Source organism: Hydrogenophaga sp. NH-16 (genome assembly GCF_004006415.1).
GTDB lineage: Bacteria > Pseudomonadota > Gammaproteobacteria > Burkholderiales > Burkholderiaceae_C > Hydrogenophaga > Hydrogenophaga pseudoflava.
Window position 1 is genome coordinate 2,219,120 of the sequence record NZ_CP029344.1, and the last position, 25,843, is coordinate 2,244,962.

Sequence of the window (25,843 nt, forward strand, 5' to 3'; positions counted from 1 at the left end):
CCGCTGTGGAAACAGCGGCTTTTTTCATTCGCACGGCTGGAGTTTTTTGCCAGCCAGGGACTCGCCCAGGCTTTCGATCGACGTGCGCTGCTCGTCGGTGATCGCGGGCAGGCGCAGGGTCCACGAAACGCTCTCGGGGCGCTCCAGGGCGGCGCGTGCGGTGCGCACGCCCTTCCTGGCGACGTCCTTGAGCGCCTGCTGCACCGACTCCTCGCTGGAGAAAGTGCCCAGCGCCAGGCCCGGCCCGGCCGACGGCAGGTTGACCTCGCGGAACTCGATCTTGAGCTCGCGCAACTCGCCCTTCTTCTTCGCCATCTGCTCGTCGTTGTAGCGGCCCATGTAGACGATCCAGCGGCCGGAGGACTTGGCCTCGCTGAACTGCCAGAGCGCTTCGTTCAGGCCGGTGCTGGCCAGCGCAGCGCGCAGCGCGTCGGCCTGAGGCGCCGTAAAGCCGCTGGCCTGCCAGCAGGACGTGGCGGGTGCGACCTCGGGCGAGCTGGGGGTTGCGTCGGTGGCCTGCGCCACGTCTTCCGCTTCTGCGCGAGGGCCATTGAGCAGGCGCAGCGTGCCCGGTTCGATCTGCGCGTTCAGCCGTTCCGGTTCGCTCTGCTGGACGGGCGCCAGGCCCAGCCCCGCCAGGAAACCCTGGGTCCAGGCGAAGTAGACCGCGTTGGCCAGCAGCAGGGCGATGGCGACGAGTCTCAGCATGGGCGCACGCTCACTTCCGCGCTGTGCACGGTGCGCAGCCCCTGTGCCGTCCGCACGCGCAGGGCGCCCTGCGCGTCGACACCCTCGGCGGTGCCTTCCGTGCCGTCGGTCAGCCGCACGGCGCGGCCCAGCAGGGCGTCGCGCAGCGCGAAGCGGTTCGCAAAGGGGGCGAACCCGTCCGCGCCGAAGCGCAGCACGTCGCGCACCAGCGCGGGCGCAACCAGGGCCAGGGTCTCGCCGGCGGTCACACCCATGCGCACCTCGGCCAGCCCGGCCGGCGGCATGGCCGCCACCGCACCGGGCGTGGCCAGCGACTGCACGACTGCAGCCTCCGGGCGTGCGATGTTGATGCCGACCCCGACCACCACGGTGCGCGGCGCCGAGGCACCGTCACCGGTGCCCGCGGTCTCGACCAGGATGCCGCCCAGCTTGCGCTGCTGCAGCCAGAGGTCGTTGGGCCACTTCAGCTGCACGTCCGGATGCAGGCTCTCGGCCAGGCTCACGCCCACCGCCAGCGACAGGCCCGACCAGTCGGCCGGCGCCAGCGGCAGCGCCAGCGAGAAGGTCAGCGACTGGCCTGCCCGGCTGTGCCAGCCCTTGCCCATGCGGCCCCGGCCAGCCGTCTGTTCCTCGGCCGCCAGCAGCACCGGCTCCACCAGCCCGTCGCGGGCGCGGCGCATCAGTTCGCTGCTGGTCGAGTCGATGCGGGGCAGCACCTCGACGGTGAAGGTCGGCAGGTCGGCGACGACCGACTGCCAGACGGATTCGGCGTGGGCGAGCAGGTCGGTCATCCGAGCTTCGTGGCGCGGCCGCCGCGTTTGGGGGCCAGCAGCGTGCCGCGGCAGTTTTTCGAGCCGCACCAGCAGGGGTACTGCTTCTTGAGGGCTGGCGTGTAGGGCTCGTCGATCACCAGGCCGTAGTCGTAGAACAGCTCATCGCCGGCCTTGATGTTGCGCTTGGCGCGGATGAAGACCCGGCCCTCGTCGGTCTCGGCCTCGCAGTTGGGGTCGCAGCTGTGGTTGATCCAGCGTGAGGAGTTGCCGCCGTACTTGGCGTCGATGACGTGGTCCTCGTCGATGTGGAAATAGAAGGTGTGGTTGGGGTCCTTCGGATCGTGCGGGTGGCGGCGTAGCGCCTCGTCCCAGCTGATGACCTCGCCCACGTACTCGATGACGGTTTCGCCTTCGGCCAGATCGACCAGGGCGTACACCCCCTTGCCGTGAACGCCCGAGCGGCGGGTCTGGATGCGGCGTGCGGGGGCGGTTTTCTTCACGATCGGGAATTTTGGTAAGGTTGTTTCATGCAGGTGCGCGCGTATGTGCGTGTGCGCCCCCGTGCGCGTGTACACGCGCGTGAAGCCCAAATTGTAGAGATGAACAAAACACTGGTCATTGCAGAGAAGCCGTCCGTGGCCCAGGACATCGTGCGCGCGCTCACCCCGGTGGCGGGCAAGTTCGACAAGCACGACGACCATTTCGAGAACGAGCAGTACGTCGTGACCTCCGCCGTCGGCCACCTGGTGGAGATCGCCGCGCCCGAGCAGTTCGACGTCAAGCGCGGCAAGTGGAGCTTCGCCCACCTGCCGGTGCTGCCGCCGTTCTTCGAGCTCAAGCCCATCGACAAGACCAAGTCGCGCCTGTCGGCCGTGGTCAGGCTGGCCAAGCGCAAGGACGTGGGCCGCCTGATCAACGCCTGCGACGCGGGCCGCGAGGGGGAGCTGATCTTCCGCCTGATCGAGCAGTATGCCGGCGGGCAGAAAAGCGGCCAGTACCAGGGCCTGGGCAAGCCGGTCCAGCGGCTGTGGCTGCAGTCCATGACGCCGCAGGCCATCCGCGACGGGTTTGAAAAGCTGCGCAGCGACGAGCAGATGCGCGGCCTGGCCGACGCCGCGCGCAGCCGCTCAGAAGCCGACTGGCTGGTGGGCATCAACGGCACCCGCGCCATGACCGCTTTCAACTCGCGCGACGGCGGCTTCTTCCTGACCACCGTCGGCCGGGTGCAGACGCCCACGCTGTCCATCGTGGTCGAGCGCGAAGAGCAGATCCGCGCCCACCGCAGCCGCGACTACTGGGAAATCCACGCCAGCTTCCTGGCCGAGGCCGGCGAGTACCCCGGCAAGTGGTTCGATCCCGCTTTCAAGAAGCCCACCGGCGACGACGCCGACGCCGACCTGCGCGCGGACCGCCTGTGGGACCACCGCGAGGCGCTGGCCATCGTCGAGGCGGTGCGCGGCAAGGCCGCCAGCGTCACCGAAGAGAGCAAGCCCACCACGCAGGCCAGCGGCCTGCTGTACGACCTGACCAGCCTGCAGCGTGAGGCCAACGGCCGTTTCGGCTTCTCGGCCAAGACCACGCTGCAGCTGGCGCAGAGCCTGTACGAGCGCCACAAGGCCCTGACCTACCCGCGGACCGATTCGCGCCACCTGCCCGAGGACTATCTGGGCACCGTGAAGCAGACCTTCGAGATGCTGGCCGACAGCGGCATGAAGCACCTGGCGCCGCACGCCCTGACGGCGCTCAACGGCAACTACATCAAGCCCAGCAAGCGCATCTTCGACAACAGCAAGGTCTCGGACCACTTCGCCATCATCCCGACGCTGCAGGCGCCCAGCGGCCTGAGCGAGGCCGAGCAGAAGCTCTACGACCTGGTGGTGCGCCGCTTCCTGGCGGTGTTCTTCCCCAGCGCCGAGTTCATGGTGACGACGCGCATTTCCAAGGTGCTGAACCACCACTTCAAGACCGAGGGCAAGGTGCTGGTCAAGCCGGGCTGGATGGCGGTCTACGGTAAGGAAGCCGCTGAGGACGTGGAAGGCGCCCAGGCCGGCGACAAGGGCCAGAACCTGGTGCCGGTGCGCGAGGGCGAGACCGTGCGCACCGAGACCGTGGAGGCCAAGGGCCTGAAGACCAAGCCGCCGGCGCGCTATTCGGAAGCGACGCTGCTGGGCGCCATGGAAGGCGCGGGCAAGTTCATCGAGGACGACGAGCTGCGCGAGGCCATGCAGGAGAAGGGCCTGGGCACCCCGGCCACGCGCGCAGCCATCATCGAAGGCCTGCTGAACGAGAAGTACATGCTGCGCGAAGGGCGCGAGATCATCCCCACCGCCAAGGCCTTCCAGCTCATGACCCTGCTGCGCGGCCTGGAGGTCGAGGAACTCTCGCGCCCCGAACTGACCGGCGAGTGGGAATACAAGCTGGCCCAGATGGAGCACGGCAAGCTCTCGCGCGCGGCCTTCATGGCCGAGATCGCCGCCATGACCGAGCGCATGGTGAAGAAGGCCAAGGAATACGACCGCGACACCGTGCCTGGCAACTACGCCACGCTCGAAGCGCCCTGCCCCAACTGCGGCGGCGTGGTGAAGGAAAACTACCGCCGCTACGCCTGCACCGGCGCCGACGGCAACAGCGAGGGCTGCGGCTTCTCGTTCACCAAGTCGCCCGCCGGCCGCACCTTCGAAGTGACCGAAGCCGAGGCCTTTGTGCGCGACAGGCACATCGGCCCGCTGGAAGGCTTCCGCTCCAAGGCCGGCTGGCCCTTCGTGGCCGAGATGACCCTCAAGTACAGCGACGAGGACAAAAACTGGAAGCTGGAGTTCGACTTCGGCGACGACAAGAACGCCGAAGAAACCGGCGAGCTGGTGGATTTTGCGGACCAGGAGGGCCTGGGCGCCTGCCCGGTCTGCGGCGCCCAGGTGTTCGAGCACGGGGCCAACTACGTCTGCAGCAAGGCGGTGCCCACGGCCGCCCAGCCCACGCCCAGCTGCACGTTCAAGAGCGGCAAGATCATCCTGCAGCAGCCGGTGGCGCGCGAGCAGATGAGCAAGCTGCTGGCAACGGGCAAGACCGACCTGCTGGACAAGTTCGTCTCCATGCGCACGCGCCGCAGCTTCAAGGCCTTCCTGGCCTGGGACAAGGATGCCGGCAAAGTGAACTTCGAGTTCGAGCCGCGCGAGAGCAAGTTCCCACCGCGCAAGACCGCCGGAGCTGCGGCCAAGGCCGCACCTGCCAAGAAGGCTGGCGCAGCCAAGAAGGCGCCGGCTGCGAAAAAGGCCGCCGCGCCCAAGGCCCCGCGCAAGACCACCGCCGCCACCGGCAAGCAGCCCAGCGCTGCGCTGGCCGCGGTGATCGGCGAAGGCGCGGTCTCGCGCCCCGAGGTGGTCAAGAAGCTGTGGGACTACATCAAGGCCCATGGCCTGCAGGACGCGGCCGACAAGCGCAAGGTCAACGCCGACGCCAAGCTGCGCCCGGTGTTCGGCAAGGACCAGGTCACGATGTTCGAGATCGCCGGCATCGTCGGCCAGCACCTGGTCGACTGATTCCATTCACCACAACACCAGGAGACACGGTCCATGAGCCTCCAACTCTTCTTCGCCCCAGGCGCCTGCTCGTTCGTGCCACACGCCATGCTCGAACTGGCCGGCGTGCCGTTCGAGCCGATGATGGTCAAGCTGCACAAGGGCGAGCAGCGCAGCCCCGAGTACCTCGCGATGAACCCGCGCGGCCAGGTGCCGGTGCTGGTGGACGACGGCGAGGTGATCACGCAGATCGTGGCCATCCTGCTGCACCTGGACGCGAAGTTCCCGCAGGCCGGCATCCTGCCCGCCTCGGGCGTGGCGCGCACCCGCGCGCTGTCCACACTGGCCTGGATGAACAACACGGTGCACCCGACCTTCACCCACGTGTTCATGCCGCAGAAGTTCACCGACGACGAGGGGGCGCAGAAGATCATCCGTGCCTTTGCGGCGAACAGCTACAAGGGGTTGCTCGGCGAGATCGAGGCCATGGCCGCCAAGGCCTCGCCCTGGCTGTGCGGCGAGGCGCCATGTGCGCTGGACGCCTACGCGCTGACCCTGCTGCGCTGGGGTGGCTACGCCGGCATCGACCCGACCACGCTGCCCGCGACCTGGACCCTGGTCCAGCGGTTCGCCGCGCTGCCGGCGGTGGCCCGCGTCATCGAGCGCGAGCGCCTGCAACTCAACGTCTACCAGCCCGCCACTTGATCACTCGTCGGGTGAACGGCGCGCGGCGAAGCGGATCGAGACCCGCAGTCCGCGCCGCGGAGCGTCCGGGTGGGCGTCCTCCATCATCACCACGGCGCCATGCTGCTGGGCGATCTCGTGCACGATGGCCAGCCCCAGGCCTGAGCCATCGACGTTGGTGCCCAGCGCCCGGTAGAAGGGCTGCAGCACCAGCTCGCGCTCGTTCTCCGGAATGCCCGGTCCGTTGTCTTCCACCTGCAGGATCTGCACGCCGCTGAAGCGGTCGAACAGCACGCGCACGGTCACCACGCCACTGCGGCCGCTGTAGTTGATGGCGTTGTCGACCAGGTTGCGCGTCATCTCCTGCAGCAGCGTGGGGTTGCCATCCATCAGGCAGATCTCGGGCATCTCGTCCGGGCCCTCGTAGCCCAGGTCGATGCCGTGTTCAAGCGCCCGGGGCACCGAGTCGCGCACCACGCCGGTGACCAGCTGCGCGAGGTCGATCTGCGCGGTGGGAAGCGTGCGACCGGTGGTTTCCGCGCGGGCCAGGGCCAGCAACTGGTTGACGGTGTGGGTGGCGCGTGTGCTGGAGTGCGCAATCTGCTGCAGCGAGCTGCGGATCTCCTGCGGGTTGGATTCCCGCTGCGCCAGTTCGGCCTGCATGCGCAGGCCGGCCAGCGGCGTCTTGAGCTGGTGCGCGGCGTCGGCCAGGAAACGCTTCTGGGTGGTGAGCGAGGCGGTCAGGCGTGTCAGCAGGTCGTTGATCGATGACACCAGCGGGGCCACCTCCTGCGGGATGAAGGACTCTTCGATCGGGCTGAGGTCGTCGGGCTTGCGGGCGCGGATCTTCTGCTCCAGGTCGGAGAGCGGGCGGATGCCGCGCACCAGCGCCAGCCACACCAGCAGCACCGCCAGCGGCAGGATCACGAACTGCGGCACCATCACGCCCTTGATGATTTCCGTGGCCAGCGTCGAGCGCTTGCCCTTGGTTTCGGCCACCTGCATCAGCACCAGCTGGCTGGGGTCGCTGTGCCGCGCTAGCCAGGTGTAGGCCACGCGGACCTCGTCGCCGCGCACCTCGTCGTCGCGCAACAGCACCCGCCCGGCGGCCGGCACGCTGGTGTCGGGTGGTGGCGGGAAATCGGCCTCGCCGCTGATCACGCCCTGCCGGGCATCCCGGAGCTGGTAGTACACCAGGTCGCTGTCATCCGCCTTGAGCAGGTCGCGCGCCTGCGGGGTCAGGTTGAAGCTGACCTTGTCGTCCTTAGTGACGACAAACTGTGTGAGTGCCTGAAGGTTGAACTCGAGCGCCCGGTCAAATGGTTTGGACGCAATGCTCTGGGCCACGAACCAGGTCAGTGCCAGCGACAGCGGCCACAGCAGCAGCAGCGGCGTGAGCATCCAGTCGAGGATCTCACCGAACAGGCTGCGCTGCTCGCGCTGGAACAGTCCGAAGGTGATCCGGTGGCTGTCCTGCTTGTGATCGGGCATGTCGGGGCAGGAGGGCGCTCAGGCGCTCAGATCTTTTCGAGGCAGTAGCCCAGCCCCCGTACGGTCGCGATGCGGATCGGGCCTTTCTCGATCTTCTTGCGCAGACGGTGGATGTAGACCTCGATGGCGTTGTTGCTTACCTCCTCGCCCCACTCGCACAGCCGCTCGACCAGTTGGTCCTTGCTGACCAGGCGGCCGGCGCGCTGCAGCAACACCTCCAGCAGGCCCAGCTCGCGTGCCGAGAGTTCGACCATCTTGCCGTCGATGGTGGCCACGCGGCCGGCCTGGTCGTACACCAGCGGGCCGTGCTTGATGGTGGAGCTGGCGCCGCCCATGCCACGGCGCGTGAGCGCGCGCACCCGGGCTTCGAGCTCCTGCAGCGAGAACGGCTTGGCCATGTAGTCGTCGGCGCCGTAGTCCAGGCCCTTGACCCGCTCATCGACGCTGTCGGCGGCGGTCAGGATCAGCACGGGCAGGGCCGAGCCGCGTGAACGCAGGCGCTTGAGCACCTCCAGGCCGTGCAGTTTGGGCAGGCCGAGATCGAGGATCAGCAAGTCGAACTCGTTGTTGGTCATCAGGGCCGCGTCGGCCTCGCTGCCATTGGCCACATGGTCGACCGCGGCACCTGCGGCCCGCAGACTGCGCAACAGACCGTCGGCCAGGACCTGGTCGTCTTCTGCAATCAGGATGCGCATGGGTGTCTCCTTACGGGTTCTGGGGTCATTGTAGGTGGCGCGCCTAGCGCGAAGCATACGCCTCCAGCCCCAGCGCGACCACGGTCGCCACCTCGGTGCCGACCTGCGCGCGGAACTCGGTTTCCGCCCGCGCCACTGCCAGCCGGAAGGCCTCCAGCCAGAGCAGGCCGGTCTCGGTGAAGACGATGCGCCGCGCACGCGCGTCCAGCGGATCGGGCTCGCGCCGCACCAGGTCCCAGGCCTCGCACTGCGCCACCAGATCGCCCATGGCCTGCTTGCTCATGCCTGCGGCGGCGGCCAGTTCGGTCAGGCGCGAACCCTTGAGGGCGAGGTGGCGCGTGATGTGGATGTGGGCGGCGCCGATCTGCTCGCGTGCGGCCAGGTTGGACAGGGCCAGGGGCACATTGGCGTCGTGCGCCATCAGGAACAGCACGCGCTCGTCAAAGCGGCGCAGCGCATGACCCATGACACGGCCCAGGTGGGTGGCCCGCCAGCGGTCGTCGGCGGTCGTGGAAGCGGGTGAGACAGGCATGGCAAATGGTAAGGCAAACTGACCATTTATTGGCTTGTGAGAAGTTTATGTGGCGATACACTCCTGTTCAGACATCCAGCCTGTACATAAATCCACAGACTGATGCAAGTACCCACTCACACACAGGAGCACCGCACATGGACAACGCCACCAACACCGAAAAAGCCAAGGCCCTGCAGGCCGCGCTGGCCCAGATCGAAAAGCAGTTCGGCAAGGGCACCATCATGCGCCTGGGCGAAGGCGAGGCCATCGAGGACATCCAGGTGGTCTCCACCGGTTCGCTGGGTCTGGACATTGCTTTGGGTGTCGGCGGCCTGCCCCGTGGCCGTGTCATCGAAATCTACGGCCCGGAATCCTCGGGTAAGACCACGCTGACCTTGCAGGTGATTGCCGAGATGCAGAAGCTCGGCGGCACCTGCGCCTTCGTCGATGCCGAACACGCGCTGGACATCCAGTACGCGCAGAAGCTGGGCGTGCATGTGCCCGACCTGCTGATCAGTCAGCCCGACACCGGCGAACAGGCGCTGGAGATCGTGGATTCACTGGTGCGCTCTGGTGCGGTCGATCTGGTCATCATCGACTCGGTGGCGGCGCTCACGCCCAAGGCCGAAATCGAGGGCGAGATGGGCGACAGCCTGCCCGGCCTGCAGGCCCGCCTCATGAGCCAGGCCCTGCGCAAGCTCACTGCCACCATCAAGAAGACCAACTGCACGGTCATCTTCATCAACCAGATCCGCATGAAGATCGGCGTGATGTTCGGTTCGCCCGAAACCACCACCGGTGGCAACGCGCTCAAGTTCTACGCCTCCGTCCGCCTGGACATCCGCCGCACCGGCACCATCAAGAAAGGCGAGGACGCGATCGGCAACGAAACCAAGGTGAAGGTGGTGAAGAACAAGGTCTCGCCACCGTTCAAGACGGCCGAATTCGACATCCTGTTCGGCGAAGGCATCAGCCGCGAAGGCGAAATCCTTGATCTGGGCGTGCTGCACCGGGTGGTCGAGAAGTCCGGTGCCTGGTATGCCTACAACGGCGAGAAGATCGGCCAGGGTCGTGACAACGCGCGCGAGTTCCTCAAGGAGAACCCCGAGCTGCGCGTGGAGATCGAGAACAAGGTGCGCACCGAGCTGGGGGTGCCCCTGCTGCCGGTTGATGCGGGAGCCGAAGAAGCTGCCCCGGCCGTTGCCAAGGGCAAGAAGGCCAAGGCCACCGAAGCCGAGGCCGCTGAATAAGTCCTGCGGTGGGGTTCGACAAGATCTCGCTCAAGGGCCGAGCGCTGCGGCTGCTGGCCGGCCGCGAACACTCGCGCGCCGAGCTGGAGAAGAAGCTGGCACCCCACGAGCAGGAGCCTGGTGAAGTGCAGCGCGCCCTGGACGAGCTGCAGGCCAAGGGCTTCATCAGCGAACAGCGGGTGGTCGAGTCGGTGATCCACCGGCGGTCCGCCCGGCTGGGCGCAGGTCGCGTGAAGCAGGAACTGCAGGCCAAGGGCGTCAGTGCCGAGGCGGTTGCCGAGGCGGTGGACCGGCTTCGGGGCACCGAGACCGAGCGGGCCCGCGAGGTCTGGCGCAAGAAATTTGGCGAGCCCGCGGCGGACGCGGCGGGTCGTGCCAAGCAGATGCGATTCCTCGCATCGCGCGGCTTTGGCGCCGAGGCGATCCGTCGTGTGGTCCGCGGTGCGGACGACGATTGATACGGCGGGCGTTACAGCCCCAGCATGAGCTGCAGGTTCTGCACGGCCGCGCCACTGGCGCCTTTGCCGAGGTTGTCCAGGCGCGCGATGACGACGGCGTGGCGGTGCGTCTCGTTGGCGAACACGCGCAATTCGAGTTGGTTGGTGTCGTTCAGTGCGGTGGCGTCCAGCTTGCCGTCGCTGGTCGCGGGCAATACGCTGACCCAGCCGCCTTGCGCCGCGCTGGCCGCATAGTGCGCCTCCAGCGCGTCGTGCAGATCGCTGGCCTTGGGCTGACCGGGCAGGTCGTCCAGATGCAGGGGCAGCTGCACCAGCATGCCCTGGCGGAAGTTGCCGACCGCAGGAATGAAGATGGGGCGCCGGTTCAGGCCGGTGTAGCGCAGGATCTCGGGAATGTGCTTGTGCGACAGGCCCAGCGCGTAGGCCTCGTGCAGCGGGGCGTTGCCGGCCTCGTAGGCCTCGATCATGGTGCGGCCACCGCCCGAGTAACCGCTGACCGAGGGCAGCGACACCGGAAAGTCTCTGGGCAACAGGCCTGCATCGATGAGGGGGCGCAGGATCGCGATGGCTCCTGTGGCGTAGCACCCGGGGTTGGCGACGCGGTCCGCCTTCTGCACGGCCTCGCGTTGACCCGCGCTCAGTTCGGGGAAGCCGTAGATCCAGCCATCGTGACAGCGGTGTGCGGTGGAGGCATCGATGATGCGGGGTTTGCGGCCCGGCAGGCTGTCGACCATGGCGACCGACTCGATGGCCGCATCGTCGTGCAGGCACAGGATCACCAGGTCGGCTTCTGCCATGAGGGCCTTCTTGGCCTCGGGGTCCTTGCGCCGTTCGGGCGCAATGCTCAACATTTCGATGACGGGCATCTGTTGCAGACGCTCGCGTATCTGCAGGCCGGTGGTCCCGGCCTCGCCGTCGATGAAGATTCTGGTCATGGCGGCTCCTGTTGGTGTCAGTCAGGGTTCAGCGACGGGCTCGATAATTATGCATTATGTAAGCCAGCGCTTATATATTGGTGCGTCGCAACATGATACAGTCGTCGGTTGCCGTGTCCACGAGTCCGCGCACCGGCTGTGCCCTTTGGCCGGATCGAACAACCCCAGTCCGAGAGAAACCTCATGAAGATTCACGAGTACCAAGGCAAGGAAATCTTGCGTCAGTTTGGTGTGCCGGTCCCCCGCGGCATTCCCGCGTTCACGGTGCAGGAAGCCGTCGAAGCCGCGCAGAAACTCGGTGGCCCGGTCTGGGTGGTCAAGGCCCAGATCCACGCCGGTGGCCGTGGCAAGGGCGGTGGTGTGAAGGTGGCCAAGAGCATTGACGACGTCAAGGCCCGCGCCACGGATATTCTGGGCATGCAACTGGTCACGCACCAGACCGGTCCAGAAGGCCAGAAGGTCCGCCGCCTCTACATCGAAGACGGCGCCGACATCAAGAACGAACTGTACGTGTCGCTGGTCACCGACCGCGCCACGCAGAAGGTGGCCCTGATCGCGTCGAGCGAAGGCGGCATGGACATCGAGGAAGTGGCCCACTCCACGCCCGAGAAGATCATCACCGAGATGATCGATCCGCTGACCGGCATCACCGAAGCGCAGTCGCGCAAGGTGGCGACCGCCATCGGCCTGACAGGCGGCTCCGTGGACCAGGCGGTCGATCTGTTTGCCAAGATCTACAAGTGCTACATGGACACCGACGCATCGCTGGTGGAAATCAACCCGCTGAACTGCGACTCCAAGGGCAACCTGATGGCCCTGGACGCGAAGTTCAACTTCGACGCCAACGCCCTGTTCCGCCATCCCGAAATCGTGGCCTTCCGCGATCTGGACGAGGAAGATCCGGCCGAAATCGAGGCTTCCAAGTTTGACCTGGCCTACATCAGCCTGGACGGCAACATCGGTTGCCTGGTCAACGGTGCTGGCCTGGCCATGGCCACCATGGACACCATCAAGCTGTTCGGCGGCGAGCCGGCCAACTTCCTGGACGTGGGCGGCGGCGCCACCCCCGAGAAGGTCACCGAAGCCTTCAAGATCATGCTCAAGAACCCCAAAGTCAAGGGCATCCTGGTCAACATCTTCGGCGGCATCATGAAGTGCGACACCATCGCCACCGGCGTGATCACCGCCTGCAAGGCCGTGAACCTGAGCGTGCCGCTGGTCGTGCGCATGAAGGGCACGAACGAAGAGCTGGGCAAGAAGATGCTGGCCGAGTCCGGCCTGCCCATCATCGCTGCAGACACCATGGCCGAAGCAGCGACCAAGATCGTTGCTGCCGTCAAGTAAGCCCGGAGAACACACATGTCGATCTACATCAACAAAGACACCAAGGTCATCACCCAGGGCATCACGGGCAAGACTGGCCAGTTCCACACCGAGAAGTGCCAGGAATACGCGAACGGCAAGAACTGCTTTGTCGCTGGCGTGAACCCCAAGAAGGCTGGCGAGTCGATCTTCAACATCCCTATCTACGCCTCCGTGAAGGAAGCAGCCCAGCAGACCGGCGCGACCGTGTCGGTGATCTACGTGCCTCCAGCAGGCGCTGCAGATGCGATCTGGGAAGCCGTGGAAGCCGACCTGGATCTGGCCATCTGCATCACCGAGGGCATTCCCGTCAAGGACATGCTGATGGTGCGCAACAAGATGAAGGCGAAGGAAGCTGCCGGCGGCAAGAAGACCCTGCTGCTGGGCCCCAATTGCCCTGGCCTGATCACCCCAGACGAGATCAAGATCGGCATCATGCCCGGCCACATCCACCGCAAGGGCCGCATCGGCGTGGTGTCACGTTCGGGCACGCTCACGTACGAAGCCGTGGCCATGCTGACCGAAGTCGGCCTCGGCCAGTCGAGCGCCGTGGGCATTGGTGGCGACCCCATCAACGGCCTGAAGCACATCGACGTGATGAAGGCTTTCAACGACGATCCAGACACCGACGCGGTGATCATGATTGGCGAAATCGGCGGCCCGGACGAAGCCGAAGCGGCCCAGTGGTGCAAGGCCAACATGAAGAAGCCCGTGGTGGGCTTCATCGCTGGCGTGACGGCCCCTCCCGGCAAGCGCATGGGCCACGCCGGCGCGCTGATCTCTGGCGGTGCCGACACAGCCGACGCCAAGCTGGCCATCATGGAAGAGTGTGGTTTCGTGATCACGCGCAACCCGTCCGAGCTGGGCAAGCTGCTCAAGGCACAGCTGTAATCAGCGTCAACAACGAGAGAAAAGGCCACGCATTCGTGGCCTTTTTTTGTTCCGTTGGCGGTCGATGGTTCAAAGTCTGGCATCCGGGTTTGAAGCCGAGAAAAGACAGGTGACTGTCTTCAAAGCGTGACAAATGTCTCAGCGAGCAACGGCCGCGGAATCTGATTCAAGCTATAAAACCGGTCTACATGATCTTCGAGTATTACAGCCAGACAGATCCCGGCCTGATTCGTGAAAACAACGAAGACTCGGTCGCGCTCGATCCTGCCAATCAGGTGGTCGTTCTGGCTGATGGCATGGGTGGGTACAACGCTGGCGAAGTGGCCAGTGCCATGGCCACGGGCTTCATTCACAACGAACTGGGCCGCTGGATGACCGAGGGCGGTCACGAGGCGCATGCGCGCGAGCTCAAGCGGGCCATGGAGATCTGCGTCGACAACGCCAACCGGTCGATCTTCAATGCGGCCAATTCCAATCCGCTGTATGCGGGGATGGGCACCACGCTGGTCATGGGGGTGTTCCAGGGCGCCCGGGTCATGATTGGGCACGTGGGCGATTCGCGTTGCTACCGCCTGCGGGGCGGGACCCTTCAGCAGATCACCAGAGACCATTCGCTGCTGCAGGAGCAGATCGATGCCGGGCTGATCTCGGTGGAGCAGGCGCAATTTGCCACCCACAAGAATCTGGTGACGAGGGCGCTGGGTGTTGAAGACACCGTGCTGCTTGAAGTCAACGAGTTCCGGGTCGAGGACGGCGACATCTACCTGTTCTGTTCCGACGGTCTGAGCGACATGGTGCCCGACGAGCGCATCGCAGAGATCCTGCTGGAGGAGGCTGGGCTCGAGGCCTCGGGTCGCAGCCTGGTCGACTGCGCCAATGGCAACGGGGGTCGCGATAATATTTCGGTGATACTGGCCCAGGCCCGCGCCAAACCGGTCAAGAGGGGCCTGTTGTCGCGTATGCTGGGGCAGCCGTAAACAATTGGCATTAGTTATTAGGTTCCAGAGGAGTCGGCCATGCCGAAAATGATCGTTTCCATCGACGGCGTCGTCATCAAGGAAGTGCAGCTCACCAAGGATCGCACGACGCTGGGCCGTCGGCCCTACAACGACATCGTGATCGACAACCTGGCGGTCAGCGGCGAGCATGCCGTCATGCAGATGTCGGGTGCAGATGTGTTCCTGGAAGATCTCAACAGCACCAACGGAACGTACGTCAACGGCAAGGCGATCAAGAAGCAGCAGTTGCAGAACGGCGATACCGTCGAGATCGGCAAGTACAAGATCAAGTTCTTCCACGAAGGGGCTTCCGATCAGCAGGAAAAAACGACAGTGATCAATTCGGGTGCGGTGGTGGCATCCGAGCCTTCGACGGTGGGTGAAGCCTCCATCCGGGTCATGTCGGGGGCGGCGGCTGGCCGCGAGGTGCCGCTGGTCAAGGTGGTGACCACGATCGGCAAGCCCGGTGTTGCCGTGGCGGCCATCACTCGCCGTCCGCATGGCTTCGTTGTGGCGCTGGTGGAGGGGGCGGTCAAGCCCACGGTGAACGGCAAGGCGCTGACCACCGAGGCCGTGAACCTCCAGAACGGCGACATGATCGAACTGGCCGGCACCCAGATGCAGTTCGTCCAAGCCTGACGTTCTGTCTGCGGGAGTCGCCGCCTAGGCGGCCCGCTTGCCATGAAACGCCTCATGCGGGCCTTGAGCAGACATGGCCGGCGCGTGGCCGTTTCCCTGCTGCCGCTTCTGCTGGGTGTGCTGCACGTCCTGGGCCTGCTGCCTCTGAACAGTCTGCAGCGGCTCGACGACCATCTCTATGATGCGCGCCTGCGCTGGACCATGCCGGCGACCCTGGACGAGCGCGTGGTGATCGTGGACATCGATGAACAGAGCCTGGCGGAGGTGGGGCGCTGGCCCTGGCCCAGGAACCGCGTGGCGGACTTGGTGGATGCGCTGTTTGATCGCCACCAGATCGCCTTGCTCGGCATGGACACGGTGTTTGCCGAGCCGGACGGAAGTTCCGGTTTGCCCCAACTGGAGCGACTGGCTCGCGAAGACCTGAAAGATCTTCCAGAGTTTTCATCAGCGCTCACACGCCTGCGTCAGGGGCTGGATCATGACCTGCGCCTGGCCGACGCTTTGCGCGGTCGGCCGGTGGTGATGGGCTTCTACTTCAGCAACGAATCCGGCGGGCGGACATTCGGGGCTTTGCCTGAGCCCGTGCTCAGGCGCGCCGACCTGCAGGGCCGCGCTCTGCAGGCCACGCAGTGGACGGGCTACGGCGCCAACCTGCCGGGTCTGGCGTCTGCTGCGCCACTGGCGGGATTCTTCAATGCCGTGCCCGGTGACGACGGAATGGTGCGCTCCCTCCCCCTGCTGGCCGAGCACGGCGGGGCGTACTACGAGTCCTTGTCCCTCGCCATGTTCCGGACGATCACCGGCATGCCGACGGTCGAGCCGCGCTATCCGCCACAGCCGGCGGTGGGCGGCCGCTACGACCTGCCCCGCAGCATCGCACTGCGCAAGGAAGGCGGAACGCTGGAGATCCCGGTGGACGAACGATTGGCGGTGCTGGTGCCATTCCGCGGGCCTGGTGGTCCTCAGGGGGGATCGTTCCGCTATATCTCGGCGTCTGATGTGCTGGCCCATCGGGTGGCGCCTGATGTGCTGAAGGGCCGCATCGTGCTGCTGGGCACCACCGCCCCCGGTCTGCTGGACCTGCGCGCCACACCTGTGGGCGAGGCCTATCCCGGCGTCGAAACCCATGCCAACGTGCTGACGGCACTGATGGACGGGCGCATGGTCGCACGACCCGACTACGCCACCGGCTACGAGCTGGTCGTGCTGTTGCTGGTCGGCATGGTGCTGGCGTTCGGGCTGCCTCTGGTGGGCGCTGCCGGTGCCGTAGGCCTGAGCCTGGCGGTATTCGCCGCCGTGGTGGGGCTCAACACCTGGCTGTACCTGGGCCATGGTCTGGCACTGCCCATGGCCGGCACCCTGGTGATGGCAGGGCTCACCTTCGTGATCAACATGAGCTACGGCTACTTGGTGGAAAGCCGGGCCAAACGGGAGCTGGCCCAGTTGTTCGGCACCTACGTGCCGCCCGAGCTGGTGGACGAGATGGTCAAGGATCCGGACAGCTACAGCATGGAGGCCAGCACCCGGGAACTGACCGTGCTGTTCTGCGACATGCGCGGCTTCACGGCCATTGCCGAATCCATGACGCCCACCGGGCTGCAGTCGCTGCTCAACACCGTGTTCAGCCGACTCACGCGGGTGATCCGCCACCACCGCGGCACCATCGACAAATACATGGGGGACTGTGTGATGGCCTTCTGGGGTGCTCCTGTCGACACCCGGGGGCATGCGGCGCTGGCCGTGCAGGCGGCGCTGGACATGGCGGCCGAGATAACGACCATCAACCGCGAACGCCAGGCAGCGAATCAGCCTGCCATCGGTGTGGGCATCGGGCTGAACACTGGCGACATGTGCGTGGGTGACATGGGATCGGACGTGCGGCGCAGTTACACCGTGGTCGGCGACGCCGTGAACCTTGGCGCCCGGCTGGAGGGGCTGACCCGTGTGTACGGCGTCGACGTGGTGGCCAGCGGGTCCACGCGCCAGCAGGCGCCGGACTTCGTCTGGCAGGAGCTGGACCGGGTGCGGGTCAAGGGCAAGGCGCAGGCCGTGGACATCCACACGCCCCTGTGCGCCGGCGACCAGATGACGCCGGAACTTTCAGACGAGTTGAAAGAATGGGAGCAGGCACTGCAGGCTTGGCGCCAGCAGAACTGGGACCGCTGCCTTGCTCATTTGGAGAAGCTGCAGCGGAAGAATGCCAAAAAAGTCCTTTACCGGCTCTACGCCGAACGGGTAGTCTCCATGCGGATCGAGCCGGCGCCGCCGGACTGGGACGGCTCCACCGCGTTCGACACCAAATAACCCGCCCGAACGGGCCACCAACTCCTGGAACATTGATGAGGGTACGCGTACTGGGCTGCTCGGGCGCCATATCGCAAGGCTGCCGGACGACCTCTTTCCTGCTCGACGACGATGTGCTGATCGACGCCGGGACAGGGGTGGGCGACCTCAGCCTCGACGAAATGGCCCGGGTCGACCATGTGCTGCTCACCCATTCCCACCTCGACCATGTGGCCAGCCTGCCCCTGATGCTCGATGCCGTCGCCGCGCGGCGGCTGGCGGCGGGCGCCGCGCCGCTGGTGGTACACGCCCTGCCGGGCACCATCTCCGCGCTGCGGGTGCACATCTTCAACAACCTGATCTGGCCCGATTTTTCGACCATCCCCAGCGCAGAGACGCCGCTGATGCGCTTTGTGCCTATCACCGTGGGCGAACTGCTGCGCGTGGGGGGCAAACGCATCGAGGTGCTGCCGGCGGTGCACACCGTCCCGGCCGTGGGCTATGCGGTCGACAGCCCCAGCGGCCACTGGGTGTTCAGCGGCGACACCGAGCGCAACCCGGCGTTCTGGCAGCGCGTCAACCGGATCGATGTGGCCATGCTGATCATCGAGACCGCGTTCAGCGACCGCGAACGCGAACTGGCCCAGCGCAGCCTGCATCTGGCGCCCAGTTCGCTGGCCGACGAACTGGACCAGATCGACCGCAGCCGACGCTTTCCGATCTACATCACCCACACCAAGCCGGCGGAAACCGGGCTGATCATGGAAGAGATCCGCCGCTTCGACGACGCACCCAACCGCCCGAACGACGTGCGCCACGACATCCGCTGGCTCAGCGCAGGACAGACCTTCGAGCTGTGACAATTTTTGTCCCCCGAGGGTCGGGTGACAAAAATTGTCAGTGACCGCCGGCGACAGAGGACACAAATCGTCACTTACAGCGGGCGAGGCGTGAAAAAGCATGCGAAAAGCAGGGCAAATCGGGCTGGCACGCTCTGTGCGTCGAAGTCCCTGTCCTCAACCCACAACCCCCTTCAAGGAGTTTTCAATGAAGCGTTCCCTGCAAAAAGGTTTCACCCTGATCGAACTGATGATCGTGGTGGCCATCATCGGTATCCTGGCTGCGATCGCTCTGCCGGCTTACCAGGACTACACGGTCCGCACCCGCATCTCTGAAGGCTTCACGCTGGCCCAGCCGGCACGCTCGGGTCTGGCCACGGACGGTGCCGCGTCTGTGGCCGACTACGCCAGCTTCGTTGACACTTGGAACGCCCAGGCAGGTAACTCGGGTGCCAACTCCAAATTTGTTAACTCGGTGCTGTTCTCGGACGCAGCCGGTGCTCCTCTGGCTGCGGGCGCAGGAACTGGCGTCGCCGCGGAAAATATTCGGATCATTTACAACCCTGTGACGGTGGGTGGTATCACTGCCGCCGCATCACATTTGGCTCTCTACCCCCGTGTGCGCACCGGCGCTGCCGGTGCCGACGCGGTTGCGCTGGCGGTCGCGTGGGCGGCTGGCGGGACCGGTGCTATTGACTGGGCTTGCGTGAGCGCAACCGCTGCGACGGCTAACAACGCTGACCGCAACTTTGCAAACCCGCCAGCGGCTCTGGCGAACGGTGTGCTCGCCAAGTTCGCTCCGGCCGAATGCCGTTGATTTCGGCTGAACATAAAAAATGAGCGCTACGGCGCTCTTTTTTTTTGGGCGTTGAAACAGCTACGATCGGCACTGGCTCAACAACCGATCGCTTCCGAACATGGTGAAAACGCGTCTACGTCGTGCATTGGGTGCCGCAGGATGGCATCTGCTGGTGAGCGTGCTGGTGGCGGTGGTGGCTGCGGGCCTGGTGTTCGGGGTCTGGTTTCCTTACCCGTACCGGGAGCTGGTGGGGGGGCGTGAGCTGTTCGTGATCGTGGTGGCGGTGGACGTGGTGTGTGGGCCTTTGCTCACACTGGTCTTGTTCAACCACCTGAAATCCCGCCGTGAACTGGCTCTGGACTTGTCCATCGTCGCGGTGATACAGCTTGCAGCACTGGCCTATGGCTTGCACACGGTGGTGGAGGCGCGGCCGGTGTACCTGGCCTTCGAGGTCGACAGGTTCCGGGCGGTCACGATGGCCGATGTCCAGCGCGACAAGCTGCATCCTGAAATGGGCGGCCTGCATGCAATCGGCTGGACTGGACCTCGTGTGATCGGCGTGCGTCAACCCAAAAACAATGAAGAAATGATGCGCAGTCTGGACCTTTCGTTGGGGGGTATTGATCCTGCAGTGCGTCCGGACTGGTGGGTTCCGTATGAAGAGGTTCGTCCGCGCGTATTGGCAAAGTCTCGTCCGGTCTCTGAGCTGCGCGAGAAGCGCCCAGACCAGAGATCACTGATCGATGCTTCGATCTCGGAGAGTGGTCTGCAGGAGGCGCAGCTGCGCTGGCTGCCGATCACGAGTTTTCAATCTACAGGATGGGTGGCTTTCGTCGACGCCACATCCGCCGAGATAAAGTCGTTTGCGCCCGTGGATGGCTTCTAGCCGGCCACAAAACTCCCGCTCTTCCCGCCATGCTTCTCCATCAGCCGCACCCCGCTGATGGTCATGCCGCGGTCCACGGCCTTGCACATGTCGTAGATCGTCAGCAGCGCCACGCTGGCGGCGGACAGGGCTTCCATTTCCACCCCGGTCGGGCCGGTGCATTCGGCGGTCGCGCGACGCAAGTGGAATCAACCGCCCGTTTCAAACCGCCGTGTCCTGATGTCGGTGACGCAAATACTCGTCCCACAGCCGCTGCACCACCTGCGCCTGCAGCCTGTCCTTGGGGCGTTTGAGCGGATCGCGATCCACCGATGCCGCCAACGCAGCTTTCACGCGGATGAAATCCAGCGGATGGACGGTGCGCATCAAGGCCATGTCGCCTCTGGGCGAGACCACCATTTGTTCGTGCCTCCGGCCAGAAACCAGCTGATTCCCTGAGCCGACCTGAGCCGCCCAAAGGTCTTCCTCTGCGCCGCTCATGGGCAGTGGGTGGGGATCGTTGTCCATGGCGATGCGGCGGATGACATCGATCTCGAAACCGTCGTCGTTCACAGCGGTCTGCAACTGCTCCTTGCGCACGCGGAAGGTTTTGTCTGCTTTCTGGAAGACGCTGATCAACGAGGCATCCAGCCGGTTCATGGTGGTGACGAACGAGACATGCTGGCGCGTGTCGTACAACAAATCGACGTCGCGGGTGGCCAGCGCTTCAGTGCCCACCCGCACCCCGCAGGCCGATTCGTAGGCATACAGCGCGTGCGTTCCAACCGTCTGGAACTGCTCGGCAATGCCCGCCTTTTCCATTGCTTGCAGCAAGGAGACCACCACCTGAGGCGTTCGACCGACGCCATAGACTTTGTTGAGCTTGCGCATCTCTTCCAGCTTGATGGAGAGGGACTTGTAGCGCTGCTCCAGTTGCGCTTTTCTCTCCATGAAGCTGGCGTACATGGCTCGGGTCTGTTCGGACTCTTTGCCCAATGAATGCTGGGCGCCCGCTGCCGACGTACGAATGAGGGTTCTGGCGCCCCTCAGATCGCGCCAGAACATGGAGCCACGCACCGCCGAGGCTTCTTTCGCGGCACGTCGGTGCGCTTCAAAAACAGCCGACGCATCGGTGTACTGCCGAAGCTGGTTTTCCGAGTTTTCGGTGATGAGGTGCGTCAGTGCCATGGGGTGTTCAATGTATTTTTCGAAAATTGCAAATTACATTGAACACTCATAAAAATCAATACGTTGTTGATCTTCAGAGGGCGGAAGCTACTCCGCCACAAAACTCCCGCTCTTCCCCCCATGCTTCTCCATCAGCCGCACCCCGCTGATGGTCATGCCGCGGTCCACGGCCTTGCACATGTCGTAGATCGTCAGCAGCGCCACGCTGGCGGCGGACAGGGCCTCCATTTCCACCCCGGTCTGGCCGGTGCATTCGGCGGTCGCGCGGCATCGCACGCTGCTTGAAGCCTCGTCCACCTCGAACTCCACCGCCACGCGGGTGAGTGCGATCGGGTGGCACAGGGGGATCAGGTCGCTGGTCTTCTTGGCGCCCTGGATGCCCGCGATGCGGGCGATGCCCAGCACGTCGCCCTTCTTGGCGCTGCCGCTGCGGATGAGCGCCAGCGTGGCGGGCAGCATGGTGATGCGGCCCTCCGCGATGGCCACCCGGTGGGTGCTGGCCTTGGCCGACACGTCGACCATGTGGGCCTGGCCCTGGGCGTCGAAGTGGGTGAGCGGGCTGGGCGGCTGGGTGGATGTGTCGGACATGGTGGCTGGTCTTTGCGCGGTCTTTACAGAAACCTCTGGGGCTTGGCGGCATCATACGAGGATGGTTTTCCACGCCCGCCCCCCGCTGTCGCCGCCTTTCCGCCGCTGGTCCGTCGCCGTGCTCGCTGCCGCGCTGCTGCTGCCGCCCTCGGCGGTCACGCATGCGCAGTCCGGTGTCAACCTGCCCTCGCTGGGCGACGGCGCAGGCATGTCCATCGCGGCCGAGCGGCGGCTGGGCGACAGCATCGCGCGCGATATCTACCGCGACCCGGACTACCTGGACGACCCGGTGCTGGTCGACTACCTGCAGACGCTCTGGCAGCCGCTGCTGGGCGCTGCGCGGGCCAGGGGCGACGTGCCGCCCGAGCTGTCGGACCGGCTGGCCTGGCAACTGCTGATCTCGCGCGACAAGCGGGTCAACGCATTCGCCCTGCCGGGAGGGTACCTGGGGGTGCACCTGGGGCTGGTGGCGGCGACCGAGTCGTCTGCGGAGCTGGCCAGCGTGCTAGCGCACGAGCTCAGCCACGTCTCGCAGCGCCACATCGCGCGCATGCTCACCAAACAGGACCAGGCGGCGCCCTGGCTGATGGGGGCCATGATCCTCGGTGTGCTGGCGGCGCGGGCCAATGTGGACGTGGCCAACGCCGCCATCGCCGGCAGCCAGGCGGTGGCGATCCAGAACCAGCTCAACTTCTCGCGCGACATGGAGCGCGAGGCCGACCGCGTCGGCTTTGGTGTGCTGACCGGCGCCGGATTTGAGCCACTGGGCTTTGTGACCATGTTCGAAAAGCTGCAGCAGGCGGCCCGGCTGAATGACGACGGGTCGTTCCCCTATCTGCGCAGCCACCCGCTGACCAGCGAGCGCATGGCCGACATGCGGGCCCGGGTGCCGCTGGCCGAGGCTCCACCGACCGGTCCGCGCGTCGGCGCTCCGGTCACGGGGCCGGCGGCCACGCCCTCCAAGGCCTTGCATTCACTGATGGCGGCCCGTGCCCGGGTGCTGTCGGAGAACGGGCCAGACCGCCAGCGCGCCTGGCTGCAGGCCGGGCAGGCGCCCAACGCCGCGCCCGCGGCCCAGTACGCGGCAGCCCTCTCCGCCCACCGGCTCGGGCAGTCGGCGCAGGCCTTGTCCATCGCGCGCCAGGGCCGCGCCGCCGCAGCGCCGGGTACCCAGGACGCCTGGGCTCTGCTGCAGCTGGAGATTCTGGTTGGGCCGAATGCCCGGGCGCTCAACGACGCTTCGCTGGCCACACTGCGGGACCAGGCGCTCGCCGGAAGCACCCGGGCCGATCTGCTGTTCGGCGCTCAGGCGGCGCTGGCCAGCCAGGGGGCACTGGCCGGGGCCGCCGCCCGCCTGCAGGCCTGGGTGGTGGCACAGCCGAAGGATGCGCAGGCCTGGCAGACCCTTTCGCGCGTGCAGGCCGCGCTGGGTCAGCGCCTGCGCTCCGTGCGCTCGGAGGCCGAAGCGCGGGCGGCGCAGATGGACTACGGCGGGGCGCTCGACCGCCTGCGCGCCGCGCAGATGCTGCCCGCGGCCGAGCGCAATGCCGACCCGATGGAACTGGCCATCGTCGACGTGCGCCGGCGCGAGGTGGAGGAACTGTTGCGCGACTCAGCGCGACAGGAGTGACTTCACCGCGGCATCCACCACCAGCATGATCGCCGAGTAGATCAGCGAGCCCAGCAGCGCGGCGCCGAAGCCGTTGACGTGGAAGCCGTCCAGCACGCTGGCGGCGGCCCAGAACAGCAGGGCGTTGATCACGAACAGGAACAGCCCCAGCGTGATGAGCGTGACCGGCAGGGTCAGCAGCACGAGGATCGGGCGCAGCACCATGTTGAACAGGCCGATCACGAAGGCGGCGATCAGCGCGGAAGTGAAACTCTGCACCTGAACCCCGGGGTACAGATAGGCCACCAGAAGCAAGGCGCAGGCGGCGAGCAGCCAGGTCACGATTGTTTTCATGCGGCCAGCATAGCACCGGCCATGAAAAAAGGCGGCCCCCTTTCGGTTGGCCGCCCCAGGGCGTTCGGAGCTTGGGCGATCAGGCGCCGGCTTCTTCCGCAGGCTTCTGGCGCGAGGCCACAAACTTGCCGACGGCCAGCACCAGCAGGGCGCCGGCGACGTGGGCAGTCCAGTACAGCGAGTCGGAGATGACCGCCAGACCCTGGGAATCCACCGAGCCCAGCTTGGGCATCCAGGTCCACTTGTCCGGGTTCACGAAGGCGGGGTCGGTGACCAGCATGCCGCCCGCAATCCAGCCCAGCAGCATGCCGCCGGCCACGATGATCACCGGGAAGCGGGCCATCAGCTTGATGACCAGGGTGCTGCCCCAGACGATGATGGGGATGGAGATCAGCAGGCCCAGCACCACCAGCAGCAGCGAGTGCTCGCCAGCGTTCTGGGCGGCGCCGGCGATGGCGATCACGTTGTCCACGCTCATCACCAGGTCGGCCACGATGATGGTCTTGATGGCAGCGAACAGCTTGTCGCTGCCCTGGATGTCGCCGTGACCGTCTTCGTCAGGCGCGATCAGCTTGATGCCGATCCAGACCAGCAGGATGGCGCCGACCAGCTTGAGGAAGGGCACGTTCAGCAGCGTCATGGCGAACGCGATCAGGACCACGCGCAGGACGATGGCGCCCGCCGTGCCCCAGATGATGCCCTTGGTGCGCTGCGCAGGAGGCAGCTTGCGGCAGGCCAGCGCGATCACGACCGCGTTGTCGCCCCCGAGCAGGATGTCGATGATGATGATCTGTCCCAGAGCGACCCAGAACTCGGGTGAAGTCAGGAAATCCATTGGATGCCTCGTTGTGTGGTGGTGGGCCCCTGACAGGCCGGTTCCGGCGCAGACCGACCCTCGGCGCCGGATGGTGGACATCGGCGCGAAGGGGCAGTGAGGCCTAGATCGGTCCGCAGGGACGGTCCAAAGGTCTTGCTCAGGCCGGTGGCGGGCACCGGGCTCGGATCGCCGGAAGCATGTGCTTCGTCCTGACGACGAACCGAACGGGTTGAAACGGTGCGCCTGGCGCAGTTTCCTCCCGGAGAGCTACTCCCCTTCGAGTCCGGCGATTGTAGCGGCGCGCCCTTCCATTCGACCCTGGTCGCAGGTAAGCACTTTCCACACCGTATGATCGCCGTCCCATGGCCGGCATCCACATCACCGACATCGAGGCAGCCATCAACTACTGGCGTGAGCGCTCACCCTCGCCCGACGCAGCCATGCCTCTGACACTGCCCCTGCGTGCGCTGGCCGAGGTCTATGCACTGATGGTCTACCACCGGCAGACCGACACCGACGAGGCGGCCCTGCCGCCCGCGGCCCGCCAGGCCTGGCTGGCCTGGTTCGACACCACGCCGGACACGCCCTGCATCGCCATCTGCTCCACCAGCCAGGGCGATGAGGTGTGCAAGGGCTGCGGCCGGAGTTTCGACGAGGTCCAGCACTGGACAGCCATGAGTCCGGCCGAGAAAAGGGGTGTGTGGCGGCGCATCACCCTGCAGGGCGACGCCTGGCGCTTCAACCGCTATGCCGAGCGCGCGATTGAGGAGAAGACGGGTCAGGCCGGAATCGTGTAGTTCGCCTGCGTCACGTTGTCGATGCCGCAGGTCAGGTCGCCGATCCAGCCGATGAATTCCTTGACCGCGTTGCCCGCCAGCGGCGCGCCGTGCTGCGGCACGATCATCTTGATCGGCAGGTCCCGCACCATGTTCGCCCACAGGCGCAGGATCTTCTGCGACACCATGTAGCGGCGGTGGAAGGCCTCCATGCGGGCCAGGTGGGGCGCCAGACTGGTGATGATTTCGCCCGCTTCCTTGGACGTGCCCAGAGATACGCCCAGATCGCCGGAGAACAGGATCTTGCTCACCGGGTCCCAGAACTGGAAGTTGCCCTCGGCGTGCATGAAGTGTGCCGGCAGCGCGATGATTTCGCTGCGCCCGAGCTTGATGCGCATGCCGGGGTCGGGGATGCCGATGATGCGGCCCGCGGTCTTGCCCGGCTTGCAGAAGTGGGGCGCAAAGCGCTCCCACAGCTTGGAGATGTAGAGCGTGGCCTGGGTGCTGGTCATCCAGCGGTCCAGCGAGGCGATGATGTCCGGGTCGGCGTGCGAGGCCAGGATCTCGGTGAGCTTGTTGGGCGGGAAATAGCGGCCGATGGTGAGCAGCAGCTCGTTGAACGCCATGTTGCCGCCCGGGTCGATCACCGCTCCCTGGTCGCCATCGATCACCAGGAACTGGTTGGCCTGCACGGCTTCGCCGCCCTCGTCGCTGAGGTTGGCGAACATCAGGCAGACGTGCCCGTTCTGGTTGAACAGTTCAATGGCCATGGCGGGGAGCTCCTGGGGCGCGTGCGCCCTGCGTCGGGC

The 25,843-nt window shown here is 65.7% G+C and carries 26 protein-coding genes and 1 pseudogene; 14 read left to right on the forward strand and 13 right to left on the reverse strand.

Annotated features, from left to right (window positions below):
• Positions 1-24: 24 nt before the first annotated feature.
• The 3 genes from DD542_RS10745 to DD542_RS10755 are packed head-to-tail and all read right to left on the reverse strand — an operon-like array spanning position 25 to position 1,981.
• Positions 25-708 (reverse strand): SPOR domain-containing protein, encoded by a 684-nt coding sequence (locus tag DD542_RS10745; protein ID WP_127805663.1) that lies wholly within the window; start codon positions 706-708, stop codon positions 25-27.
• Positions 702-1,499, reverse strand: a complete 798-nt coding sequence (locus tag DD542_RS10750) for a biotin--[acetyl-CoA-carboxylase] ligase (protein WP_127805664.1) — start codon at positions 1,497-1,499, stop codon at positions 702-704. The genes DD542_RS10745 and DD542_RS10750 overlap by 7 nt, the downstream gene beginning before the upstream one ends.
• Positions 1,496-1,981, reverse strand: coding sequence for an SET domain-containing protein-lysine N-methyltransferase (locus DD542_RS10755; RefSeq protein ID WP_241559749.1), 486 nt, complete (start codon positions 1,979-1,981; stop codon positions 1,496-1,498). Before DD542_RS10755 ends, DD542_RS10750 begins: the two co-directional genes overlap by 4 nt.
• A 99-nt stretch (positions 1,982-2,080) precedes the next feature.
• Between DD542_RS10755 and DD542_RS10760 the strand changes: the two genes are divergently transcribed.
• The gene (locus tag DD542_RS10760) at positions 2,081-5,020 is read left to right on the forward strand and encodes a DNA topoisomerase III (protein WP_127805665.1); all 2,940 of its coding nucleotides are present in this window, start codon (positions 2,081-2,083) and stop codon (positions 5,018-5,020) included.
• A gap of 33 nt (positions 5,021-5,053) precedes the next feature.
• Positions 5,054-5,704, forward strand: a complete 651-nt coding sequence (locus tag DD542_RS10765) for a glutathione S-transferase family protein (protein ID WP_127805666.1) — start codon at positions 5,054-5,056, stop codon at positions 5,702-5,704.
• Here DD542_RS10765 and DD542_RS10770 read toward each other — a convergent pair whose 3' ends face one another.
• From DD542_RS10770 to DD542_RS10780, 3 genes are read right to left on the reverse strand one after another with little or no spacing between them, the layout of a single operon-like run.
• Positions 5,705-7,174: a sensor histidine kinase gene (locus tag DD542_RS10770; protein ID WP_127805667.1), complete on the reverse strand. Its 1,470-nt coding sequence runs from the start codon at positions 7,172-7,174 to the stop codon at positions 5,705-5,707. It abuts the gene before it with no gap.
• 26 nt (positions 7,175-7,200) lie between these two features.
• Positions 7,201-7,869 carry a response regulator transcription factor gene (locus DD542_RS10775; protein ID WP_066159418.1) on the reverse strand — a complete coding sequence of 223 codons (669 nt, stop codon included), beginning with the start codon at positions 7,867-7,869 and terminating at the stop codon, positions 7,201-7,203.
• A 43-nt stretch (positions 7,870-7,912) separates the two neighbouring features.
• Positions 7,913-8,401 carry a helix-turn-helix domain-containing protein gene (locus DD542_RS10780; RefSeq protein WP_066159416.1) on the reverse strand — a complete coding sequence of 163 codons (489 nt, stop codon included), beginning with the start codon at positions 8,399-8,401 and terminating at the stop codon, positions 7,913-7,915.
• A 137-nt stretch (positions 8,402-8,538) separates the two neighbouring features.
• On the opposite strand from DD542_RS10780, the gene recA reads away from it, so the two are divergent.
• Both recA and recX read left to right on the forward strand, forming a co-directional pair.
• Positions 8,539-9,633: a recombinase RecA gene (recA, locus tag DD542_RS10785; RefSeq protein ID WP_066159414.1), complete on the forward strand. Its 1,095-nt coding sequence runs from the start codon at positions 8,539-8,541 to the stop codon at positions 9,631-9,633.
• A gap of 8 nt (positions 9,634-9,641) precedes the next feature.
• The gene (recX, locus tag DD542_RS10790) at positions 9,642-10,091 is read left to right on the forward strand and encodes a recombination regulator RecX (RefSeq protein WP_079364814.1); all 450 of its coding nucleotides are present in this window, start codon (positions 9,642-9,644) and stop codon (positions 10,089-10,091) included.
• Between the two features lie 11 nt (positions 10,092-10,102).
• Here the strand turns inward: recX and argC are convergent, their stop codons facing one another.
• Positions 10,103-11,026, reverse strand: a complete 924-nt coding sequence (gene argC / locus DD542_RS10795; RefSeq protein ID WP_079364815.1) for an N-acetyl-gamma-glutamyl-phosphate reductase — start codon at positions 11,024-11,026, stop codon at positions 10,103-10,105.
• A gap of 183 nt (positions 11,027-11,209) precedes the next feature.
• On the opposite strand from argC, the gene sucC reads away from it, so the two are divergent.
• From sucC to tfpZ, 8 genes are all read left to right on the forward strand, one after another.
• Positions 11,210-12,370 carry an ADP-forming succinate--CoA ligase subunit beta gene (gene sucC / locus DD542_RS10800; protein ID WP_066159404.1) on the forward strand — a complete coding sequence of 387 codons (1,161 nt, stop codon included), beginning with the start codon at positions 11,210-11,212 and terminating at the stop codon, positions 12,368-12,370.
• Between the two features lie 15 nt (positions 12,371-12,385).
• Complete coding sequence (sucD, locus tag DD542_RS10805) at positions 12,386-13,279, forward strand: succinate--CoA ligase subunit alpha (RefSeq protein ID WP_066159401.1); 894 nt, start codon at positions 12,386-12,388, stop codon at positions 13,277-13,279.
• A gap of 188 nt (positions 13,280-13,467) precedes the next feature.
• Positions 13,468-14,256 carry a Stp1/IreP family PP2C-type Ser/Thr phosphatase gene (locus DD542_RS10810; protein ID WP_066159398.1) on the forward strand — a complete coding sequence of 263 codons (789 nt, stop codon included), beginning with the start codon at positions 13,468-13,470 and terminating at the stop codon, positions 14,254-14,256.
• A 39-nt stretch (positions 14,257-14,295) separates the two neighbouring features.
• Entirely contained in the window at positions 14,296-14,916 is a 621-nt protein-coding gene (locus DD542_RS10815; RefSeq protein ID WP_066159395.1) for an FHA domain-containing protein, read from the forward strand.
• A 42-nt stretch (positions 14,917-14,958) separates the two neighbouring features.
• Positions 14,959-17,220 (forward strand): adenylate/guanylate cyclase domain-containing protein, encoded by a 2,262-nt coding sequence (locus DD542_RS10820; RefSeq protein ID WP_241559750.1) that lies wholly within the window; start codon positions 14,959-14,961, stop codon positions 17,218-17,220.
• 35 nt (positions 17,221-17,255) lie between these two features.
• Entirely contained in the window at positions 17,256-18,059 is an 804-nt protein-coding gene (locus tag DD542_RS10825) for a 3',5'-cyclic-nucleotide phosphodiesterase (RefSeq protein ID WP_127805668.1), read from the forward strand.
• Between the two features lie 187 nt (positions 18,060-18,246).
• A complete protein-coding gene (locus DD542_RS24205) occupies positions 18,247-18,855 on the forward strand; it encodes a prepilin-type N-terminal cleavage/methylation domain-containing protein (RefSeq protein WP_127805669.1) in 609 nt (202 codons plus the stop codon).
• Positions 18,856-18,955: 100 nt separating this feature from the next.
• Complete coding sequence (gene tfpZ, locus DD542_RS10835) at positions 18,956-19,723, forward strand: TfpX/TfpZ family type IV pilin accessory protein (protein WP_127805670.1); 768 nt, start codon at positions 18,956-18,958, stop codon at positions 19,721-19,723.
• Here tfpZ and DD542_RS10840 read toward each other — a convergent pair.
• The 3 genes and pseudogenes from DD542_RS10840 to moaC all read right to left on the reverse strand — a co-directional run.
• Positions 19,720-19,878, reverse strand: a pseudogene (locus DD542_RS10840) (cyclic pyranopterin monophosphate synthase MoaC); the annotation flags it as partial. The gene tfpZ and the pseudogene DD542_RS10840 overlap by 4 nt on opposite strands.
• Before the next feature lie 46 nt (positions 19,879-19,924).
• Positions 19,925-20,890, reverse strand: a complete 966-nt coding sequence (locus DD542_RS10845; protein ID WP_127805671.1) for a GSU2403 family nucleotidyltransferase fold protein — start codon at positions 20,888-20,890, stop codon at positions 19,925-19,927.
• A gap of 87 nt (positions 20,891-20,977) precedes the next feature.
• Positions 20,978-21,478 (reverse strand): cyclic pyranopterin monophosphate synthase MoaC, encoded by a 501-nt coding sequence (gene moaC / locus DD542_RS10850; protein ID WP_127805672.1) that lies wholly within the window; start codon positions 21,476-21,478, stop codon positions 20,978-20,980.
• Between the two features lie 61 nt (positions 21,479-21,539).
• Here moaC and DD542_RS10855 point away from each other — a divergent pair, with 61 nt between their 5' ends.
• Positions 21,540-23,108, forward strand: coding sequence for a M48 family metalloprotease (locus DD542_RS10855; protein WP_127805673.1), 1,569 nt, complete (start codon positions 21,540-21,542; stop codon positions 23,106-23,108).
• Here the strand turns inward: DD542_RS10855 and DD542_RS10860 are convergent.
• Together DD542_RS10860 and DD542_RS10865 are read right to left on the reverse strand one after the other, a co-directional pair.
• Positions 23,091-23,441 (reverse strand): phage holin family protein, encoded by a 351-nt coding sequence (locus DD542_RS10860; protein WP_066159355.1) that lies wholly within the window; start codon positions 23,439-23,441, stop codon positions 23,091-23,093. The genes DD542_RS10855 and DD542_RS10860 overlap by 18 nt on opposite strands.
• 79 nt (positions 23,442-23,520) lie before the next feature.
• On the reverse strand, positions 23,521-24,276 hold the full coding sequence (locus DD542_RS10865) for a TerC family protein (RefSeq protein ID WP_127805674.1): 756 nt from the start codon (positions 24,274-24,276) through the stop codon (positions 23,521-23,523).
• 344 nt (positions 24,277-24,620) lie between these two features.
• Here DD542_RS10865 and DD542_RS10870 point away from each other — a divergent pair, with 344 nt between their 5' ends.
• Complete coding sequence (locus tag DD542_RS10870; RefSeq protein ID WP_066159349.1) at positions 24,621-25,055, forward strand: DUF3717 domain-containing protein; 435 nt, start codon at positions 24,621-24,623, stop codon at positions 25,053-25,055.
• On the opposite strand, the gene DD542_RS10875 is transcribed toward DD542_RS10870, so the two are convergent.
• Positions 25,037-25,804 carry an MBL fold metallo-hydrolase gene (locus DD542_RS10875; protein ID WP_079364833.1) on the reverse strand — a complete coding sequence of 256 codons (768 nt, stop codon included), beginning with the start codon at positions 25,802-25,804 and terminating at the stop codon, positions 25,037-25,039. The genes DD542_RS10870 and DD542_RS10875 overlap by 19 nt on opposite strands.
• Positions 25,805-25,843: the final 39 nt, after the last annotated feature.

Bases quoted from the DNA above. Each gene is read 5' to 3' on its own strand.
- DD542_RS10745 (WP_127805663.1), bottom strand. From the start codon at position 708: ATGCTGAGACTCGTCGCCATCGCCCTGCTGCTGGCCAACGCGGTCTAC.
- DD542_RS10750 (WP_127805664.1), bottom strand. From the start codon at position 1,499: ATGACCGACCTGCTCGCCCACGCCGAATCCGTCTGGCAGTCGGTCGTC.
- DD542_RS10760 (WP_127805665.1), top strand. From the start codon at position 2,081: ATGAACAAAACACTGGTCATTGCAGAGAAGCCGTCCGTGGCCCAGGAC.
- DD542_RS10765 (WP_127805666.1), top strand. From the start codon at position 5,054: ATGAGCCTCCAACTCTTCTTCGCCCCAGGCGCCTGCTCGTTCGTGCCA.
- DD542_RS10770 (WP_127805667.1), bottom strand. From the start codon at position 7,174: ATGCCCGATCACAAGCAGGACAGCCACCGGATCACCTTCGGACTGTTC.
- DD542_RS10775 (WP_066159418.1), bottom strand. From the start codon at position 7,869: ATGCGCATCCTGATTGCAGAAGACGACCAGGTCCTGGCCGACGGTCTG.
- DD542_RS10780 (WP_066159416.1), bottom strand. From the start codon at position 8,401: ATGCCTGTCTCACCCGCTTCCACGACCGCCGACGACCGCTGGCGGGCC.
- recA (WP_066159414.1), top strand. From the start codon at position 8,539: ATGGACAACGCCACCAACACCGAAAAAGCCAAGGCCCTGCAGGCCGCG.
- argC (WP_079364815.1), bottom strand. From the start codon at position 11,026: ATGACCAGAATCTTCATCGACGGCGAGGCCGGGACCACCGGCCTGCAG.
- sucC (WP_066159404.1), top strand. From the start codon at position 11,210: ATGAAGATTCACGAGTACCAAGGCAAGGAAATCTTGCGTCAGTTTGGT.
- sucD (WP_066159401.1), top strand. From the start codon at position 12,386: ATGTCGATCTACATCAACAAAGACACCAAGGTCATCACCCAGGGCATC.
- DD542_RS10810 (WP_066159398.1), top strand. From the start codon at position 13,468: ATGATCTTCGAGTATTACAGCCAGACAGATCCCGGCCTGATTCGTGAA.
- DD542_RS10815 (WP_066159395.1), top strand. From the start codon at position 14,296: ATGCCGAAAATGATCGTTTCCATCGACGGCGTCGTCATCAAGGAAGTG.
- DD542_RS10820 (WP_241559750.1), top strand. From the start codon at position 14,959: ATGAAACGCCTCATGCGGGCCTTGAGCAGACATGGCCGGCGCGTGGCC.
- DD542_RS10825 (WP_127805668.1), top strand. From the start codon at position 17,256: ATGAGGGTACGCGTACTGGGCTGCTCGGGCGCCATATCGCAAGGCTGC.
- DD542_RS24205 (WP_127805669.1), top strand. From the start codon at position 18,247: ATGAAGCGTTCCCTGCAAAAAGGTTTCACCCTGATCGAACTGATGATC.
- tfpZ (WP_127805670.1), top strand. From the start codon at position 18,956: ATGGTGAAAACGCGTCTACGTCGTGCATTGGGTGCCGCAGGATGGCAT.
- DD542_RS10845 (WP_127805671.1), bottom strand. From the start codon at position 20,890: ATGGCACTGACGCACCTCATCACCGAAAACTCGGAAAACCAGCTTCGG.
- moaC (WP_127805672.1), bottom strand. From the start codon at position 21,478: ATGTCCGACACATCCACCCAGCCGCCCAGCCCGCTCACCCACTTCGAC.
- DD542_RS10855 (WP_127805673.1), top strand. From the start codon at position 21,540: ATGGTTTTCCACGCCCGCCCCCCGCTGTCGCCGCCTTTCCGCCGCTGG.
- DD542_RS10860 (WP_066159355.1), bottom strand. From the start codon at position 23,441: ATGAAAACAATCGTGACCTGGCTGCTCGCCGCCTGCGCCTTGCTTCTG.
- DD542_RS10865 (WP_127805674.1), bottom strand. From the start codon at position 24,276: ATGGATTTCCTGACTTCACCCGAGTTCTGGGTCGCTCTGGGACAGATC.
- DD542_RS10870 (WP_066159349.1), top strand. From the start codon at position 24,621: ATGGCCGGCATCCACATCACCGACATCGAGGCAGCCATCAACTACTGG.
- DD542_RS10875 (WP_079364833.1), bottom strand. From the start codon at position 25,804: ATGGCCATTGAACTGTTCAACCAGAACGGGCACGTCTGCCTGATGTTC.